The organism is Nonomuraea sp. NPDC059007, from assembly GCF_042740555.1.
In the GTDB taxonomy this organism is placed as follows: domain Bacteria; phylum Actinomycetota; class Actinomycetes; order Streptosporangiales; family Streptosporangiaceae; genus Nonomuraea.
Map to the genome: position 1 here is coordinate 126,779 of NZ_JBHYJD010000024.1, position 19,115 is coordinate 145,893.

At 74.5% G+C, this 19,115-nt stretch carries 3 protein-coding genes; all 3 read right to left on the reverse strand.

Annotated features, from left to right (window positions below):
- Nucleotides 1-10: 10 nt before the first annotated feature.
- From ACFWY5_RS33825 to ACFWY5_RS33835, 3 genes are read right to left on the reverse strand one after another with little or no spacing between them, the layout of a single operon-like run.
- The gene (locus ACFWY5_RS33825) at nt 11-5,224 is read right to left on the reverse strand and encodes an SDR family NAD(P)-dependent oxidoreductase (RefSeq protein WP_379636708.1); all 5,214 of its coding nucleotides are present in this window, start codon (nt 5,222-5,224) and stop codon (nt 11-13) included.
- A gap of 3 nt (nt 5,225-5,227) precedes the next feature.
- Nucleotides 5,228-10,468 carry a type I polyketide synthase gene (locus ACFWY5_RS33830; protein ID WP_379636710.1) on the reverse strand — a complete coding sequence of 1,747 codons (5,241 nt, stop codon included), beginning with the start codon at nt 10,466-10,468 and terminating at the stop codon, nt 5,228-5,230.
- Nucleotides 10,458-18,959 (reverse strand): SDR family NAD(P)-dependent oxidoreductase, encoded by an 8,502-nt coding sequence (locus ACFWY5_RS33835; RefSeq protein ID WP_379636713.1) that lies wholly within the window; start codon nt 18,957-18,959, stop codon nt 10,458-10,460. Before ACFWY5_RS33835 ends, ACFWY5_RS33830 begins: the two co-directional genes overlap by 11 nt.
- Nucleotides 18,960-19,115 lie beyond the last annotated feature (156 nt).

Consider the following 19,115-nt stretch of genomic DNA (forward strand, 5'->3'; position numbering starts at 1 on the left):
AGTCATGGGTTCACAGTTCGTTGTCGATGAGCGCGAAGATCTCCTCATCGGAGGCGGCGTCGATCTTCTCGACCATGCCGTCGGCGTCGTTCTGGCCCGCGCCGTACCGGGCGAGGGCGGTCTGCAGGATCGGGACGAGCCGGCCGCGGATGGCCTCGCCCTCCCCGTTGGCGCTGGTGAGCATGGCCTCGACGCGCTCCAGGGCGCTTTCCAGCACGTCCTCGGGCGAGGGCGTCTTGGGCGCGAGCGTGCGGAACAGGTAGTCGGCCAGGGAGGTCACGGTCGGGTGGTCGAAGACGAGCGTCGCGGGCAGCCGCAGGCCGGTCTCGGCGTTGAGCCGGTTGCGCAGCTCGACCGCGGTGAGCGAGTCGAACCCGAGCTGGCTGAAGGCGGTGCCGACGTCGATCTGGTCGGGGCTGGCGTGGGCGAGCACGGCCGCGACGTGCGCGCGGACGGTGGCGGTCAGCAGGCGCAGGCTCTCGGTGTGCGGGAGCGCCGCCAGCCGCTCGGCCAGCCCGCCCGCGACCGTCACGTTCGACGCGGTACGGCGGGGCCCGCGCACCAGCCCGCGCAGCATGGCGGGAAGGTCGTCGTTCTCCGCCCTGGCCCGCAGCCCGGCGGTGTCCCAGCGCACCGCCACGACCACGGCCTCGTCGGTGGCCAGCGCCGCGTCCAGCAACTCCAGCCCCTGAGCGGAGTCGAGCGGGGCGACGCCGGAGCGGGCCAGCCTGCCCCGGTCGGCGGCGCTGAGCCCGCCGGTCAGGTCGGTGGAGGTGTCCCAGAGCCCCCAGGCGATGGAGACGGCCGGCAGCCCCTCGTCCCTGCGCAGTTCGGCCAGCGCGTCGAGGTAGGTGTTGGCGGCGGCGTAGTTGCCCTGTCCGGCGTTGCCGAGGATGCCGGCCAGGGAGGAGAAGAGCACGAAGGCCTTGAGGTCGCGGTCCTTGGTCAGCTCGTGCAGGTGCCAGGCCGCGTCCAGCTTGGGGGCGAAGACCCGGTCGATCCGCTCCGGCGTCAGCCCCTCGATCGTGGCGTCGTCGAGAACCCCGGCCGTGTGCACGACACCGGTCAGATCCGCGATCCCGTCCACCACCGCGGCCAGCGCCCGCCGGTCGGCCACATCACACGCGAGCACCTCGACTCGCGCGCCCAGCTCTTCGAGCTCCGCGCGCAGCTCTCCCGCTCCCGGTGCGCCGGCACCGCGCCGCGACAGGAGCACCAGGTCGCGCACCCCGTACCGCTCGACCAGATGACGAGAGATCAGCCCGCCCAGACCGCCGGTCCCGCCGGTCACCAGGACCGTGCCGGAGCCGATGGGCTCGGGTTCCCCGGCGGTTCTGCGGGCCACGCGCGGGGCGAACAGCTTGCCGTCGCGCACCCGCACCTCCGGCTCGCCGGTCGCCAGCACCCGCTCCCAGTCGGCGAAGCCGTCCGGCACGTCGGCCAGGACGAACCGGCCCGGCTGCTCGGTCTGCGCCGTCCGCACCAGGCCCCGGACCACTGCGGCGTCCAGGCCGCTGGGCGCGAACACCACCTGGTGGTCCTCGCCTGCCACCGCCGCCAGGACGCGGGCGGCCAGCTCGCGCGGCGTGCCCTCGGCCAGCGGTACCACCGTGAACGAGCCCGCCGGATCGGCCGTGGGCGCGATCTCCACCCAGTCCAGGCCGTGCGGGGCCACCTGGGCGGCGGCCGGTCGGGGGGCGGCCTGCCGTACGCGGAGGGAGTCGATCGAGAAGACCGGGTGACCGGCGGCGTCGACCGCCTCGATCCCGGCGTCGTCGGCGCCGCGCGGCGTCAGCCGTACGCGCAGGAGGGAGGCCTGCGCGGCCGACAGACGCACGCCACGGAAGGCGAACGGCAGCCGCAGCGCGCCCCCCTCGGCCGCCAGCACGAGCGGGTGGAAGGAGGCGTCCAGCAGCGCGGGGTGGATGCCGAACCCGGTCACGTCCACCCCGTCGGGGGCGCTGACCTCGGCGAACAGTTCCTCGCCCGCGCGCCACATCGCGCTCACGCCTTGGAAGGCGGGCCCGTACTCGTAGCCCTGGGCGGCCAGTTGCTCGTAGGCCACCTCCACCGGCTGGGCGCCGTCGGGAGGCCAGGTGGCCGCCCAGCCGGGAGAGGCGGTTCCGGTGACGGCCAGGGCGCCGGAGGCGTGACGGACCCAGGCGTCGCCGGTCTCGGAGAAGATCGTGATGCCGCGCCGCCCGTCGGTCTCGGCGGAGACGACGACCTGGAGGCGTGCGGTTCCGGTGAGGATCAGCGGCGCCTCGATGATGAGTTCCTCGACCAGCTCGCAGCCGGCGGCGGCGGCCGCTTCGAGCGCCAGTTCGGCGAAGGCGGCGCCGGGCAGCAGGACGCCGCCCTCGACCGCGTGGTCGGCCAGCCAGGGCGCGATCTTGGTGGACAGCTGGCCGCTGAGCACGAGCCCGCCGTCGGCCACCGGCACGACCGCGTTCAGCAGCGGGTGCTCGGAGCCGTCCACGCCGGGGACGCGCCCTGCCCGCGCGCCGGCGTCCAGCCAGTAGCGCTGCCGGTCGAAGGCGTAGGTAGGCAGGTCCACGTGCCGGAAGGGGATGGCGGCGAGCGCGGCGGCCCAGTCGACCTCGGCGCCCAGCACGAACGCCTGGGCGAGCGCGGTCAGGAAGCGCCGCCAGTCGCCCGAGCCCCTGCGCAGGGTGCCGCAGATGCCCGCGGACTCGTTCATCTCGGCCACGTCCGCCTGGAGCACCGGGTGCGGGCTCACCTCGACGAACAGCGGCGCTCCGGTGACCGAGCCGATCGCCTGCCGGAACAGGACCGGGTTGCGCACGTTGTCGAACCAGTAGCCGGCCGTCAGCCGGTCGGTGTCGATGAAGTCCCCGGCCATCGAGGAGCAGAACTCGATGTCGGTACGGCCCGGCCGTACCTCGCCCAGAAGCGCGGGCAGCTCGTCGCGCAGGACCTCGATGTGCGGCGTGTGCGAGGCGTAGTCCACCGCGATCCTGCGCGCCCGGTAGGGCTCCTCCCAGGCGGCGGCCACCTCGTCGAGCGCGTCCACGTCACCGGCGACGACGCACCCGCCCGGCCCGCTGTCCACGGCGATCCACAGCCGCCCCTCGTACGGCGCGAGCAGCTCGCGCACCCGCTCGGACGGCAGCGCGGCGGAGAGCATGCCGCCGGTGCCGCCGAGCCGCTCGCCGATGACCCGGCTGCGCAGCGCGACGATCCGGGCGGCGTCCTCCACCGAGAGGACTCCGGCGACGCAGGCCGCGGCGATCTCGCCCTGCGAGTGGCCGACGACCGCGGCGGGCTCGACGCCGAGCGAGCGCCAGAGCTCGGCCAGCGCGACCATCACCGCGAACAGCACGGGCTGGATGACGTCGGAGCCGGTCAGCTTCTCGCCCGAGCGCAGCACGTCCTCCACCGACCAGCCGGTGTGCGGCTTGAGCGCCTCGTCGCACGCGCGCAGCCGCTCGCGGAAGACCTCGCTGGCCTCGAGAAGCTCGACGGCCATTCCCGGCCACTGCGAGCCCTGGCCGGGGAACAGGAAGATGGTGCGGGCCGCGGCGGCGACGCCCTCCAGGAGGGCGGGGTGCGGGGCGCCGTCCGCGAGCGCGTCGAGGCCGGCCAGCAGTTCGAGGCGGTCGGCGGCGATCACGACGGCGCGGTGGGCGAACCTGGCCCGGCGCGCGAGCACCGGGCCCGCGGCGGCCAGGTCGGTGAGCGACGCGGTCGCGGCCCGCCCGCGCAGCCTGGCGGCCTGGGCGCGCAGCGCGCTCCCGGTCTTGGCCGACACGACCCACACCAGCGGCGCGGCGGTCTCGGGGGCGGGCTCCTCGTCGGGGCCGCGCTCCAGGATCAGGTGCGCGTTGGTGCCGCTCACGCCGAAGCTGGAGACGCCGGCGCGCGGCGGGCGCTCGCCTTCGGGCAGCTCGACCTCGCCGGTCAGCACCCGTACGCCGCCCAGCGACCAGTCCACGTGCGGGGTCGGCTCGGCCACGTGCAGCGTGCGCGGCAGCACCCGGTGCTCCAGCGCCTTCACCATCTTGATCACGCCGCCGACCCCGGCCGCCGCCTGGGCGTGCCCGAGGTTCGACTTGAGCGAGCCCAGCCAGAGCGGCCGGTCGGCGGGCCGCCTGCGTCCGTAGGTGGCCAGCAGGGCGTGCGCCTCGATCGGGTCGCCGAGGGTGGTGCCGGTGCCGTGCGCCTCCACGGCGTCGACGTCGTGGAGGTCGAGGCGGGCGTCGGCGAGCGCCTGCTCGATCACGCGCTCCTGGGCGGGCCCGCTGGGAGCGGTCATGCCGTTGCTGGCGCCGTCCTGGTTGACCGCGCTGCCGCGGACGACGGCGAGGATGCGGCGGCCGTTGCGGCGCGCGTCCGACAGGCGCTCAAGCAGCAGCACTCCGGCGCCCTCCGCCCAGGCCACCCCGTCGGCCGTGGAGGAGAACGCCTTGCAGCGCCCGTCGGGCGACAGTGCCCGCTGGCGGGAGAACTCCACGAACGGCACCGGCGACGGCATCAACGTCACGCCGCCGGCCAGGGCCAGCGTGCACTCGCCCCGGCGCAGCGCCTGGGTGGCGAGGTGGATGGCGACCAGCGAGGAGGAGCAGGCGGTGTCGATCGAGATCGACGGGCCCTCCAGGCCGTAGACGTAGGAGACGCGGCCGGACAGCACGCTGGCCACGGACGAGGTGAACAGCGTGCCCTCGATCGCCTCGGGCGAGCCGTCGAGGAAGCGGTTGGAGTAGTGCTCGTACATCACGCCCGCGTACACGCCGGTACGGCTGCCGCGCAGCGTCCCCGGGTCGATCCCGGCCGCCTCGAACGCCTCCCAGGTGGCCTGGAGGAACAGCCGGTGCTGCGGGTCGGTGCCGAGCGCGTGGCGCGGGCTGATGCCGAAGAACGCGGCGTCGAAGTCGAACGCGTCGGGGATGAAGCCGCCGTTGCGCGTGTAGCTCTTGCCGATCGCGTCGGGGTCGGGGTCGTACAGGTCATCGAGGTTCCAGCCGCGGTCGTCGGGGAAGTCCCCGATGGCGTCGCGGCCGGAGCGCACGAGCTCCCACAGTTCCTCGGGGCTGCTGACGCCGCCGGGGAAGTGGCAGGCCATGCCCACGATGGCGATGGGCTCGTGGCGACGGCTCTCGTCCTCGGTCAGGCGCCTGCGGGTCTCCGCCAGTTCGACGGTGGCGCGCTTGAGATAGTCGCGGAGCTTGTCCTCGGTACCCATCGCTCGGGCCTTTCCTGTCATGGTTCACAGTTCCTTGTCGATGAGTGCGAAGATCTCCTCATCGGAGGCGGTGTCGATGTCGACGCCCTCGTCGTCATTGCTCGCGGTGCCCCCGAACCTGGTCAGGCCGCTCTGCAGCACGGCGACCAGGCGGCCGCGGATGTCCTCGCCGTTGTCCTTGGCGGTGGTGATCATGGAGCCGACCCGTTCCAGGACCCCGCGCAGCAGGTCCTCGGGCGACGGCGTGGCGGGTGCCAGGCTCTCGTGCAGGTACTTGGCCAGCGCCGAGACCGTCGGGTGGTCGAAGACGAGCGTCGCGGGCAGCCGCAGGCCGGTCTCGGCGTTGAGCCGGTTCTGCAGCTCGACCGCGGTGAGCGAGTCGAACCCGAGCTGGTTGAAGGCGCTGTCCACGTCGATGTGGTCGGCGCTGGCGTGGGCGAGCACCGCGGCCACGTGGCCGCGGACCGTCGTGGTGAGCAGCCGCATGGCCTCGGACTCCGTCAGCGCCGCGAGCCGCTCGGTGAGCCGCCCGGTCCCCTTCTTCTGCGACGAGGTACGGCGCGGCGCCCGCACCATCCCCCTGAACAGGGGCGGCAGGCTGCCGTCCTCGGCCCTGGCGCGCAGCCCGACCATGTCCCAGCGGGCCGCCACGACCACCGGCTCGTCCCCGGCCAGTGCGGCGTCGAACAGGGCCAGCCCGTGCTCGACCCCGAGCGGGGCGACACCGGCGCGGGCGAGCCTGGCGATCTCCAGGTCGGTGAGCTCGCCGCCCATGCCGCCGTCCCAGAGCCCCCAGGCGATGGAGACGGCGCGCAGTCCTTCGGCGGTGCGCTGCTCGGCCAGCGCGTCGAGGTAGGTGTTGGCGGCGGCGTAGTTGCCCTGTCCGGCGTTGCCGAGGATGCCGGCCAGGGAGGAGAAGAGCACGAAGGCCTTGAGGTCGCGGTCCTTGGTCAGCTCGTGCAGGTGCCAGGCCGCGTCCAGCTTGGGGGCGAAGACCCGGTCGATCCGCTCCGGCGTCAGCCCCTCGATCGTGGCGTCGTCGAGAACCCCGGCCGTGTGCACGACACCGGTCAGATCCGCGATCCCGTCCACCACCGCGGCCAGCGCCCGCCGGTCGGCCACGTCGCAGGCGAGCACCTCGACCTTGGCGCCCAGCTCTTCGAGCGCCGTCCGCAGTTCCGCCGCCCCCGGTGCGGCGGGACCGCGCCGCGACAGGAGCACCAGGTCGCGCACCCCGTACCGCTCGACCAGATGACGGGAGATCAGCCCGCCCAGGTCACCGGTCCCGCCGGTGACCAGGACCGTGCCGGAGGCGAGCGTGACCGGCCCTTCGACGGTCCTGCGCGCCAGGCGGGGGGCCAGCACCTTGCCGTCCGACACCCGCACCTGCGGCTCGCCGGTCGCCAGCACCCGCTCCCAGTCCGTGAAGCCGTCCGGCACGTCGGCCAGGACGAACCGGCCCAGTTGCTCGGTCTGCGCCGTCCGCACCAGGCCCCGGACCACCGCGGCGTCCAGGCCGCGCGGCGCGAAGACCACCAGGCGCTCTTCCCCGGCCATCGCGGCCAGCGCCCGGGTGGTCAGCTCGCGCGGCGTGCCCTCGGCCAGCGGCACCACCGTGAACGCGCCGACCGGCTCGCCCGCCGGCGCGACCTCCACCCAGTCCAGGCCGTAGGGCGCGGGACCGGCCGAGTGGCCGCCGAGCGCGCCCGCGGCCACCGCGCGGACGCGCGCGGACTCCAGCACGAACACCCGCCGGCCGGCGGCGTCGGCCGCCTCGATCGAGCAGCCGTCCTGGCCGTCGCGCAGCAGCCGCACCCGCAGCGCCGTCGCTCCCGGGCTCACCAGCCGTACGCCGCGGAACTCGAACGGCAGCCGCAGCTCCGCCGAGGGCGCGCCGATCAGCAGCACGTGGAACATCGCGTCGAACAGCGCCGGGTGAATCCAGTGGCCGGTCACGTCGAGTTCGCCCACGGCCACGTCGGCGAACAGTTCCTCGCCCGAGCGCCACAGCGCGCGCACGCCCTGGAAGGCGGGCCCGTACTCGTAACCGGCGTCGGCCAGCGGGCCGTAGGCCACCTCGACCGGCTCGGCGCCCGGTGGGGGCCAGGTCGCCGCCCAGTCGCAGGCGGCGGGTGCCGCGGGCTCCGGTGACAGGGTGGCGCGGACGTGGCGGGTCCAGGTGGCATCGGGGTCGGCCGCGGGGCGGGAGTGGACGCGGGCCTGCCGTACACCCTGGTCGTCTGGGGCGTCGGCGACGACCTGGACGGTCACGCCGCCGCGCTCGGTGAGCACGAGCGGCGCCTCGAAGACCAGCTCCTCGATCTGGCCGCCGGCTTCCAGCAGCAGGTCGGCGAAGGCCGCGCCGGGCAGTACGGCGGCGCCGTTGACGGCGTGGTCGGCCAGCCAGGGCGAGCCGGACAGCGAGAGGCGGCCGGTGAGCACGCTCACGCCGTCGCCGGCCACGTCGAGCGCGGCGCTCAGCAGCGGGTGGGTGACCTCGCGCAGGCCGGTCGCGGACAGGTCGGCGACGCGGGCGGGCGGGTCGAGCCAGAAGCGCTCGCGGTCGAAGGCGTAGGTGGGCAGGTCGACCGGGACGCCGGAGCCGGTCAGCGCGGGCCACTCGACGCGGGCGCCGATCACCCAGGCCTGCGCGAGGCAGGTGACGAGGGCGTCGGCCTCCGGGCGCTTGCGGCGGCTGAACGTCAGGACGGCGGCCTCGCGGCCGTCCAGGCAGTCGTGGGCCATCCCGGCGAGCACGGCCTGCGGGCCGATCTCCAGGTAGGCGTCGGCGCCGAGCGAGTCCAGCCGCTCGATCATGGCCTGGAACTGGACCGCGCGGCGGATCTGGGCCAGCCAGTACTCGCGGTCGGCCCACGAGCCGCCGTTGAGGTTGGTGGCGAACTCCAGCTTCGGCTCGGCGAACTCGACGTCCTCCAGCACGGCGGCGAAGGGGCCCAGCATCGGCTCCATGAGCGGCGAGTGGAAGGCGTGGCTGACGGCGAGGCGGTGGATGCGCCGGCCCAGGTCCGCCCAGTGCTCGGCGACCGCGAGGCAGGCCGCGACCTCGCCGGAGACGACCACGCTCTTGGGCCCGTTGACGGCGGCGACGCCGATCAGGTGCTCCTGCCCGGCCAGCGACGAGGCGATCTCCTTGGCGGTGGCCTCGATCGCGACCATCGCGCCCGGGGCGTCGAGTGCCTGCATGAGGCGGCCACGGGCGGTGATCAGGCGGGCGGCGTCGGGCAGCGACCAGACGCCCGCTGCGTAGGCGGCGGCGAACTCGCCCACCGAGTGACCGGCGACGATGCCGGGGTGCACGCCGAGCGACTCCAGCAGCCGGAAGGCGGCCACCTCGAAGGCGAACAGCGCGGGCTGCGTGTAGGAGGTCTCGTTGAGCAGCTTGGCCTCGGGGGTGCCGGGCTCGGCCCACATCACCTCGCGCAGCGGGCGGTCGAGGTGGCGGTCCAGCTCGGCGCAGACCTCGTCGAGCGCCTTGGCGAAGGCGGGGAAGGCGGCGTACAGCTCGCGGCCCATCCCGTGCCGCTGGCCGCCCTGGCCGGTGAACAGGTAGGCCAGCTTGAGGTGCTCCTTGGCCTGCCCCTCCACGACCTCGGCCGGGGCCTCGCCGCGCAGGTGCCCGCCGAGCCCGGCCAGCAGCGCCTCACGGTCATTCCCGAGTACGGCGACGCGGTGCGTGAAGGCGGCGCGGCGCGTGACCAGCGAGTGGGCCACGTCCCGGGCGCCGGTCTCCGGCCGGTCGAGCACGAAGTCACGCAGCCGGGCGGCCTGCCCGCGCAGCGACGTGGCCGTCTGCGCGCTGAGCGCCCAGACCATCGGGCCCTGACCGGTCTGGCCGGTGGCGGGGACGGGCTCCTGGTCGTACTCCTCCAGGACGGCGTGGGCGTTCGTGCCGCTGATGCCGAAGGCCGAGACGCCCGCGCGGCGGGGCCGCTTGTCGTGCGGCGCCCACTCGCGGGCCTCGGTGAGCAGGTTGACCGCGCCCGCCGACCAGTCCACGTGCGGGGTCGGCTCGGCCACGTGCAGGGTGGGCGGCATGACGCGGTTGCGCAGCGCCATCACGGCCTTGATCACGCCGGCGACTCCGGCGGCGGCCTGGGCGTGTCCGATGTTCGACTTCACGGAGCCGAGCCACAGAGGCTGATCCGCCGCACGATTACGTCCATATGTGGACAAAATGGCCTGTGCTTCGATCGGGTCGCCCAGCTTGGTGCCGGTCCCGTGCGCCTCGACCACGTCCACGTCCGCCGTCGTCAGCCTGGCGTCGGACAACGCCTGCGCGATCACGCGTTCCTGGGCGGGCCCGCTCGGGGCGGTCATGCCGTTGCTGGCGCCGTCCTGGTTGACCGCCGTGCCGCGGATGACCGCGAGGATCGGCCGGCCGTTGCGGCGCGCGTCCGACAGGCGCTCCAGCAGCAGCACCCCGGCACCCTCGCCCCACGCCACCCCGTCGGCGGTCGAGGAGAACGACTTGCACCGCCCGTCGGGCGACAGCCCCCGCTGCTTCGAGAACTCCACGAACGTGTCCGGCGGCACCAGCACCGTCACGCCACCGGCCAGCGCCAACCCGCACTCGCCGTCGCGCAGCGCGCGTACCGCGAGGTGGACGGCCACCAGCGAGGAGGAGCAGGCGGTGTCCACCGAGATCGACGGGCCCTCAAGCCCGAACGTGTAGGACACCCGCCCCGACAGCACGCTCGGCGTGCTGGAGGTCAGCAGCAGGCCCTCGACCGACTGCGGGATCGCGCCGTGGGTGAACCTGACCGAGTAGTCGTTGTACATGCACCCCGCGTAAACCCCGGTACGGCTGCCGCGCAGCGTCGCCGGGTCGATCCCGGCCCGCTCGAACGCCTCCCACGACGCCTCCAGGAACAACCGCTGCTGCGGGTCCGTGGCCAGCGCGTTGCGCGGGCTGATCCCGAAGAAGCCGGCGTCGAAGCTCGCCACGTCGTGCACGAAGCCGCCGTGCCTGGTGTACGACTTGCCGGGAGCCTCCGGGTCCGGGTCGTAGACGTCCTCGTCCCAGCCCCGGTCGGCGGGGAACTCGCTGATCGCGTCCACACCGGACCTGACCAGCTCCCACAGTTCCTCCGGGCTGGACACCCCGCCCGGATAGCGGCAGGCCATGCCCACGATCGCTATCGGCTCGTGGCTGCGCGCCTGCGCGTCCGCCAGGCGCTGCCTGGTCTCGGCGAGTTCGACCGTGGCCCGCTTAAGGTAATCGCGGAGCTTTTCCTCAGTTGCCATGATCGGGTCCTTCCGCCATGCTCCGGTTGTCGATCAAGGCGAAGATCTCCTCGTCGGAGGCCGAAACGATCTTCTCGGCGGCGCCGTTCGCCGCGGTGCCACTGCTGCCGAACCGGGTGAGGGCGCTCCGCAGGATGGCCACCAGCCGTCCCTTGATCCCCTCGCCCTCCCCGTTGGCCGCCAGCAGCATCGACTCGACCTTCTCCACCGCGCCGCGCAGCGTGTCCTCGGGCGAGGGCGTCTGCGGAGCCAGGGACTGGAACAGGTGCTCGGCCAGCGCGCTGACCGTCGGGTGATCGAAGACGAGCGTCGCCGGCAGCCGCAGCCCGGTGTCGGCGTTGAGCCGGTTGCGCAGCTCGACCGCGGTGAGCGAGTCGAAGCCCAGTTCGTTGAACGACTTGTCCACGCCGACGCGGTCGGCGCCGCCGTGCCCGAGCACCGCCGCCACGTGCGAGCGGACCAGGCCGGTCAGGTGGTTGCGCGCGTCCGGCTCGGCCATGACGGCCAGCCGTTCGACCAGCGCCACCGGCCCGGCCGCGGGCGCCGTGCCGTTCCTCGCGGAACTTCCCTTCTCCGCGGTACGGCGGGGCGCGCGCACCAGCCCGCGCAGGATCGAGGCGAGCTCCCCCGCCTCGGCCCGCTGCCGCAGCGCCGCGGCGTCCCACCGGGCCGCCACGACCACGGCCTCGGCGGCCGGCGCGGTCAGGACGGCGTCGAAGAGGTCGAGGCCCTGCTCGGCGGTGAGGGTGGCGACACCGGTGCGCGACATCCGCGCGACGTCGGCGCCGGACAGCTCACCGGCCATCCCGGTCTCCCACGCGCCCCAGGCCACCGACACCGCGGGCAGTCCCAGGGCGTGGCGGTGCTCGGCGAGGGCGTCGAGGAAGGCGTTGGCGGCGGCGTAGCCGGCCTGCCCCGCGGTGCCGATCACACCGGCCACCGAGGAGAACAGGACCAGCGGACGGTCCCCGGCCAGCTCATGCAGCCGCCACGCGGCGTCCGCCTTGGGCGCCAGCACGGTGTCGAGCTGCGTGGCCGACAGTCCGGTGACCGTCGCGTCGTCCAGGACCGCGGCCGTGTGCACGACCCCGGCCAGCTCGGGAATCCCGGCGACCAGCCTGCCCAGGGCGTCCCGGTCGGAGACGTCGCACGCGGCGATCGTGACGCGGGCGCCCAGCGACTCCAGCCGCCCGGTCAGCTCGGCCGCGCCGGGCGCGCTCGCGCCGCTCCTGGAGACGAGCACCAGGTCACGCACGCCGTGCCGCGCGGCCAGCCGCTCGGCCACCAGCCCGCCCAGCGCCCCGGTACCGCCGGTGACCAGCACGGTCCCTCCGGCCAGGGTGCTCGCGAGAACCAGATCGGGAGCGGGGGCCGGCGAGCCCGGGTCCGCCGTGCTCGGGCTCGCCGGCGTCGCGCCCGCCGGACCCCCGGTCCGTCGGGTCAGGCGGGGAATCTGAAGGCTGCCGCCGCGGGCCCGCAACTGGGGCTCGTCGGTGGCGGCCAGCAGTTCCCAGTCGGTGAAGCCCGCGTCCACGTCGGCCAGCGCGAAGCGGCCGGGGTGCTCGGCCTGGGCGGAGCGCACCAGTCCCCACAGGGGGCCGGTGACGACCGCGGGTCCCCTGGTCACGAAGACCATCCGGGACTGCCAGAACCGCTCGTCGCCCACCCAGCCCTGCACGAGGTCGAGGGCCTGGTAGAGGGCGTCGTGCACGGAGTAGGGCAGGTCATCGGCGTCCGGCTCGAACGGGACCAGCACCACCCGCGGCGCGTCCACGCTCATGTCGGCCAGCGAGGCCAGGTCGTAGTAACGCTGCCCGCCGGCCTCGTCGGCGAAGGCGTCGTAGCCGACCGTGGCCCAGGTGGCGTCGCCGCGCTCGGGCTCGGGCAGTTCTGCCCAGTCGACGCCGTAGGTCTCGGCGGACGGGGCGGCGCCGGTGCGCGGGACCGCGCGCAGAGTCAGCTCTGCTGTGGCGATCGGGGCGCCGGACACGTCGTACACGGTCAGGGCGTGGCGGTCCTGGCCTTGGGGTGCCAGCCGTACGCGGAGGGTGCGCGTGCCGCCGGTGCTCGCGTGCACGCCGCTCCACGCGAACGGCAGCAGCAGCGTGCCCGGCTCGCCCGCGGCGTCGAGCACCAGCAGGTGGAGCGCGGCGTCGAGCAGAGCGGGGTGCAGGGTGAACCGGTCGGCGCCCTCGCCGGCGTGCTCGGGCAGGTCCACCTCGACGTAGGCGTCCGCGCCCGCGCGCCAGGCGGCGCGAAGGCCCTGGAAGGCGGGGCCGTAGCCGTAGCCGCGCTCGGCCAGGCGCTCGTAGGCGTCGCCCAGGTCCACGCCCGTGGCGTCGGCCGGCGGCCAGACGGTCAGCGGCTCGCCCGCGAGGGGCGTGGCGGCTGTGGCGGGTGCGCTGCCCGAGAGTGTGCCGGTCGCGTGGCGGGTCCACGGGGCGTCGGGGTCGCCCGCCGGGCGGGCGTGGACGGACAGGTCGCGGTGGCCGCCCTCGTCGGAGGCACCGACGGTCAGCTGGATCTGGACCGCCTCCGTGGCGGCCAGGCGCAGCGGAGCCTCCAGCGTCAGGTCCTCGACGGTCACGGCGCCCACGGTGGTGGCGGCCTCCAGGGCCAGCTCCACGAACGCGGTGCCGGGCAGCAGGACCGTGCCGTCCACGGCGTGGTCGGCCAGCCACGGGGTGGCGGCGAGCGAGAGCCTGCCGGTCAGCAGGTGCCCGTCGCCGGCGGCCAGCGGGACGGCCGCGCCGAGCAGCGGGTGGCGGGCGGCGTCCAGGCCGGTGGCGGAGACGTCGGTGCCGCCGGCCGTACCGTCGAGCCAGTAGCGCTGCCGCTCGAAGGGATAGGTGGGCAGCTCGGCGAGGGGGCCGGCGCCCAGGGCGGCGGGCCAGTCGACGGAGGCGCCGAGGACGTGGGCCTGGGCCAGCGCGGTGAGCAGGCGGGCGCGCCCGCCGTCGCCGCGCCGCAGCGTGCCGGTGGCGCCGCCGGGGCGGCCCGCGGCGGTCAGCGTGTCCTGGACGTGGCCGGTCAGCACCGGGTGCGGGCTGGTCTCGACGAACAGCGGCGTCCCCGCGAACGACTCCACCGCCTCCTGGAAACGGACGGGGTTGCGCAGGCTCGTGTACCAGTACTCGGCGGTCAGCTCGGCGTGATCCATCAGGCCGCCCGCGTAGGAGGAGCAGAAGGCGACCTCGCCGACGCGCGGCCTGATGCCGTCGAGCGCGGAGAGGATCTCCTCGCGCAGCGCCTCGATGTGCGGGGTGTGGGCGGCGTAGCCGATCGCGACCCGCCGGGCGTTCAGGCTCTCGCCGTGCGCGGCGGTGAACTCCTCCAGCGCGTCGGCGTCCCCGCCGATCACACAACTCTCCGGCCCACTGTGTACGGCCGGCCAAAGCCGACCCGCCCACGGCTCGATCAGCTCGCGCCCCCGCTCGGCCGGGACCGGCAGGGCGATCATGCCGCCACGGTCCCCGAGCCGCATCAGTGCCCGGCTGCGCAGGACCACGACCTTGGCCGCGTCCTCCAGCGACAGGGCGCCGGCCACACAGGCGGCGATGATCTCGCCCTGCGAGTGCCCGACGACCGCCGACGGCTCGACGCCCAGCGAACGCCAGACCTTCGCCAGCGCCACCATCACCGCGAACAGCACCGGCTGGATGACGTCGGAGCCCTCCAGCTTGCCCTCGGCGCGCAGCGCGTCCTCGACGGACCAGCCGGTGTGCGCCCTGAGCGCCGCGTCGCAGCGGCGCAGCTCGGTGCGGAAGACCTCGTCGGAGTCCAGCAGTTCGACGGCCATTCCGGCCCACTGCGAGCCCTGGCCGGGGAAGACGAAGACCGGCTGGACGTCCCTGTCCGCGACACCGGTCACGAGCGCGGCGTGCGGGGCGCCTTCCGCCAGCGCGTCCAGGGCGGCGAGCAGTTCGCCGCGCTCGCGGGCGACCACGACGGCGCGGTAGGCGAACCCGGACTTCCTGGCCAGCGCCCGTCCGGCGGCGGCCAGGTCGGACGCCTCGGCGGCGACCTCGCGCAGCCGGAGCGCCTGGGCACGCAGCGCGCTCTCGGACCTGGCCGACACCACCCAGGCCAGAAACTCCTGCCCGGACGGCGACGCGACCTCCGGAGCGTGCTGCTCCTGAGCGTGTTCCGACGCGGGCTCTGGGGCGATGGCCGCGTGCTCTGGGGCGGTGGGTGGGGCCTGTTCGATGATCAGGTGGGCGTTGGTGCCGCTGATGCCGAAGCTGGAGACCGCGGCCCGCAGCGTGCGGCCCTCGGGCAGGTCCACGGGCGAGGTCAGCAGCCTGACGTTCCCGGCCGACCAGTCCACGTGCGGGCTGGGCTCGTCGGCGTGCAGGGTGCGCGGCAGCACGCGGTGCTCCAGCGCCTGCACCATCTTGATGACGCCGCCGACTCCCGCGGCGGCCTGCGTGTGGCCGAGGTTCGACTTGAGCGAGCCGAGCCACACGTCGTCGTAGACCGACATGACGGACTCGGCCTCGATCGGGTCGCCGAGCGTGGTGCCGGTGCCGTGGGCCTCCACGACGTCCACGTCGGCGGAGGTGAGGCGGGCGTCGGCCAGCGCCTGGCGCATGACCGCCTGCTGGGCCAGCCCGCTGGGCGCGGTGAGGCCGTTGCTGGCGCCGTCCTGGTTGACCGCGCCGCCTCTGATGACGGCGAGCACGGGGTGGCCGTTGCGGCGGGCGTCGGACAGGCGCTCCAGCAGGAGCATCCCGGCGCCCTCCGCCCAGCCGGTACCGTCGGCGGCGGCGGAGAAGGCCTTGCAGCGGCCGTCGCGGGCCAGCCCGCCCTGGCGGCTGAACTCCACGAACATGCCGGGCGTGGACATCACGGTCACCCCGCCGGCCAGCGCCATCGTGCACTCGCCGCGGCGCAGCGCCTGCGTGGCGAGCACGATCGAGACCAGCGACGACGAGCAGGCCGTGTCCGTGGTGAGCGCCGGGCCGCGCAGGCCGAGCGTGTACGCGATCCGCCCCGAGACCACGCTGAGCGCGGTGCCGGTGAGCAGGTGGCCGTCGGCGACGCCGCCGGACAGGTGCAGCCGGGGACCGTAGTCGGGCGCCATCGCGCCCACGAACACCCCGGTCGCCGTGTCACGCAACTCGGCCGGGTCGATCCCGGCCCGCTCGACCGCCTCCCAGCTGATCTCCAGCAGGAGCCGCTGCTGCGGGTCCATGGCGGCGGCCTCGCGCGGGCTGATGCCGAAGAAGGCGGCGTCGAAGCGGTCGGCGTCGTGCAGGAAGCCGCCGTGGCCGGTGTCGCTGGTGCCCGAACGGTCCTGGCCGGTGGCGAACAGCGCCGCCATGTCCCAGCCCCGGTTCGCCGGGAACTCGGTGATCGCGTCGGTCCCGTCGCTGACCAGCTTCCACAGGTCGGCGGGCGAGGCCACGCCACCGGGATACCGGCAGCCCATCCCGACCACCACGACCGGGTCGTCGTTGAGGCGCGCCCGCTCCTGAACGGCCGCCCGCGGCGCCTCCCGCGCCAGCAGCGCGCGCAGGTGGTCGATCAGCTTCTGCGGGGTCGGGTGGTCGAACAGCAGGCTTGTCGGCAGCCGCAGCCCGGTGGCCGCGCGCAGCCGGTTGCGCAGGTCCAGCGCGGTGGCGGACTCGACGCCGAGGTTCTTGAACGTCCTGGCGGGCTCGATCCCGGCGGCGTCCTCGTGCCCGAGCAGCCCGGCCAGCGTGGTCAGCACCAGCTCCCGGACATCCCCGGTAAAGCCCGCAGCCCCGGCACCGTCCGCGTGGAAAGCGCCGTCTGCGTGAGGAGCACCGTCTGCGTGAGGAGCACCGTCCGCGGAGTGAGCGCCGTTCGCGTGGTGAGCGCCGTTCGCGTCGCCCGATGTGTGCGGAGACGTCCCGCCGTTGAGCGCCGCCCGTCCGGCCGTGGCTCCTCCCGCCGGTACGGCCAGCCGGTGACGACGCCGCTGGAACGGGTAGGTCGGCAGGTCCACCAGCCGCCCGCCCCCGCAGGGACCGGCCCAGTCGACCTCGGCTCCCCCGGCGTAGGCCTCGGCCAGCGAGCGCATGACCCGCTCAGCCCCGCCGTCGTCGCGGCGCAGGGTGCCGACGGCGGCCACCTCGCGCCCGGCGGCCTCGGCGGTCTCGCTCACCCCCGACACCAGCACCGGGTGCGGGCTGCACTCCACGAACACCCCGGCGTCGTGCTCCAGCGCGACCCTGACCGCCTGCCCGAAGCGGACGGGCCGTCGCAGGCTGGCGTACCAGTAGGAGGCGTCCAGCTCGGCGGTGTCGATGGGGCGGCCGGTGAGCGTGGAGACGAAGGTGGTGCACGTGGACGCGGGCCGTACCGGGGAGAGGGCGGCGAGGACCTCGTCGCGGACCTGCTCGACCTCGGCGGAGTGGGAGGCGTAGTTGACCGGGATGATCCGGCTGCGGTACTCGGGCAGCCGGGACTTCAGCTCGGCGAGCGCCTCGTGCGGGCCGGAGACGACGAAGGACGTGGGCCCGTTGACGGCGGCGACGGCCAGGTGGCGGGAGATGCGCGCCATCGTGCTCTCGATCACGCCGAGCGGCGCGGCCAGCGACATCATGCCGCCCTTGCCGGCGATCCCGGCGATGGCCTTGCTGCGCAGCCCGACGACGCGGGCGCCGTCCTGGGCGGACAGGGCGCCGACGGCGGTGGCGGCGGCGATCTCGCCCTGGGAGTGTCCGATGACCAGGTCGGGACGCAGGCCGTACGACTGCCAGAGCGCGGCCAGGCCGGTCATGACGGCCCACAGCGCGGGCTGGACCACGTCCACCCGGTCGAGGCCGGGCGCGCCGGGCTTCTCGCGCAGCACGTCCATGAGGTCGTAGTCGGTGAAGGGGGCGAGCGCGAGCGCGCACTCGGCGACCCGCTCGGCGAAGGCGGGCGAGCTGGACAGCAGCTCGCGGGCCATGCTCGGCCACTGGGCGCCCTGGCCGGGGAAGACGAAGGCGGTGCGCCCGGCGCCGGAGCCGGTGACGGCCGCGTCGTGCGGCAGGCCGCCGGCCAGCGCCCGCAGCGCTTCCCGCTTGGCGGTGCCGAGCACCACCGCGCGGTGCTCGAAGGCGGCGCGGCTGCGCACCAGGCTCCACGCCACGTCCGCCGGGTCGGCCTCGACCTCGGCGAGCTGCTCGGCCAGCTTCTTCAGCGCGCCCGGGGACCGGGCGGACAACACCCAGGGGGCGCCGCCGTCGGGCTCCTTGCGGACGGGCGGGCGCCGGGAGCCGCCGATGCTGAGGCGCGGCGGCTCGGTGACGAGCAGGTGGCAGTTGGTGCCGCCCATGCCGAACGAGCTCACGCCGGCGACCAGGCGGCGCGCGGACCACGGGAGGGTCTCGGGGACGACGCGCAGGCGCAGCGAGTCGAAGGGGATCTCCGGGTTGGGCGTCTCGCAGTGGAGGCTGGCGGGCAGCTCGCGGTGCTTCAGGCTCAGCACGACCTTGAGCAGCCCGGCGATGCCCGCCGCGCCCTCCAGGTGGCCGATGTTGGTCTTCACCGAGCCGACGAGCAGGGGCTCGGTGGCCGGGCGGGCCTTGCCGTACACGGAACCGAGGGCGGTGGCCTCGATCGGGTCGCCGACCTTGGTCCCGGTGCCGTGGAGCTCCACGTACTGCACGGCACCGGGCGCGACCCCCGCCTGAGCGCAGGCCGACTCGATGACCTCGGCCTGCGCCCGGCTGCTGGGGACGGTCAAACCCTCGCCGCCGCCGTCGTTGTTGACCGCGCCGCCCAGGATCACCGCGTGGATGACGTCCCGGTCGGTTATGGCCGCGGCGAGGGGCTTGAGCACGACGAGCCCGCCGCCCTCGCCGCGTACGTAGCCGTTGGCCCGCGCGTCGAAGGTGTGGCAGCGGCCGTCGGGTGACAGCGCGCCGAACTCGCCGATGGCGTTGGTGGTCTCGCCCAGGAGGTTGAGGTTGACGCCGCCGGCGACGGCCAGGCCGATCTCGCCGCGGCGCAGGCTCTCGCACGCCATCTGGACGGCCACGAGCGAGGAGGACTGGCCGGCGTCCAGGGTGAGGCTCGGGCCGCGCAGGCCGAGCAGGTAGGAGACCCGGTTGGCGATCATCGCCCGGTTGGCGCCGGTGTAGCCGTGCCGGCCACCGGCCCCCAGGGACGCGAAGTCGTTGGAGATCGCGCCCAGGAACACGCCCGCCGCGCTGCCGCGCAGCTCCGCGGGCAGCACCCGCGCGTTCTCCAGGGCCTCCCAGGCCAGCTCCAGCACAAGGCGCTGGTGCGGGTCCATGGCCGCGGCCTCGTTCGGGGAGATCCCGAAGAACGCGGCGTCGAAACCCTCGACGTCCTCCAGGAATCCGCCGAAGCGGTAACCGGCGGCGTTCGGCCACCGGTCCTCGGGGGCCGGGGTGACCGCGTCCACTCCGTCACGCAGCAGGTGCCAGAACCGGGCCGGGTCGGCAGCCTGAGGGAGCCTGCAGGACATGCCGACGACGGCGATCCCAGCCAGCTGATTCGACTCACCAACCATCAATGCGCCACCTCAAGCCGGGGTATTGAATATTCGCGACTATTGGCCAGTAATTAAGACCCTAATCGCGGACTTTGCTGAGGCACATGGAGCGACGGTGGCACGTAGTTACCGCAACTGTTGGCCGCCCAGCCACAGTTGACGGTGTGGGCACGG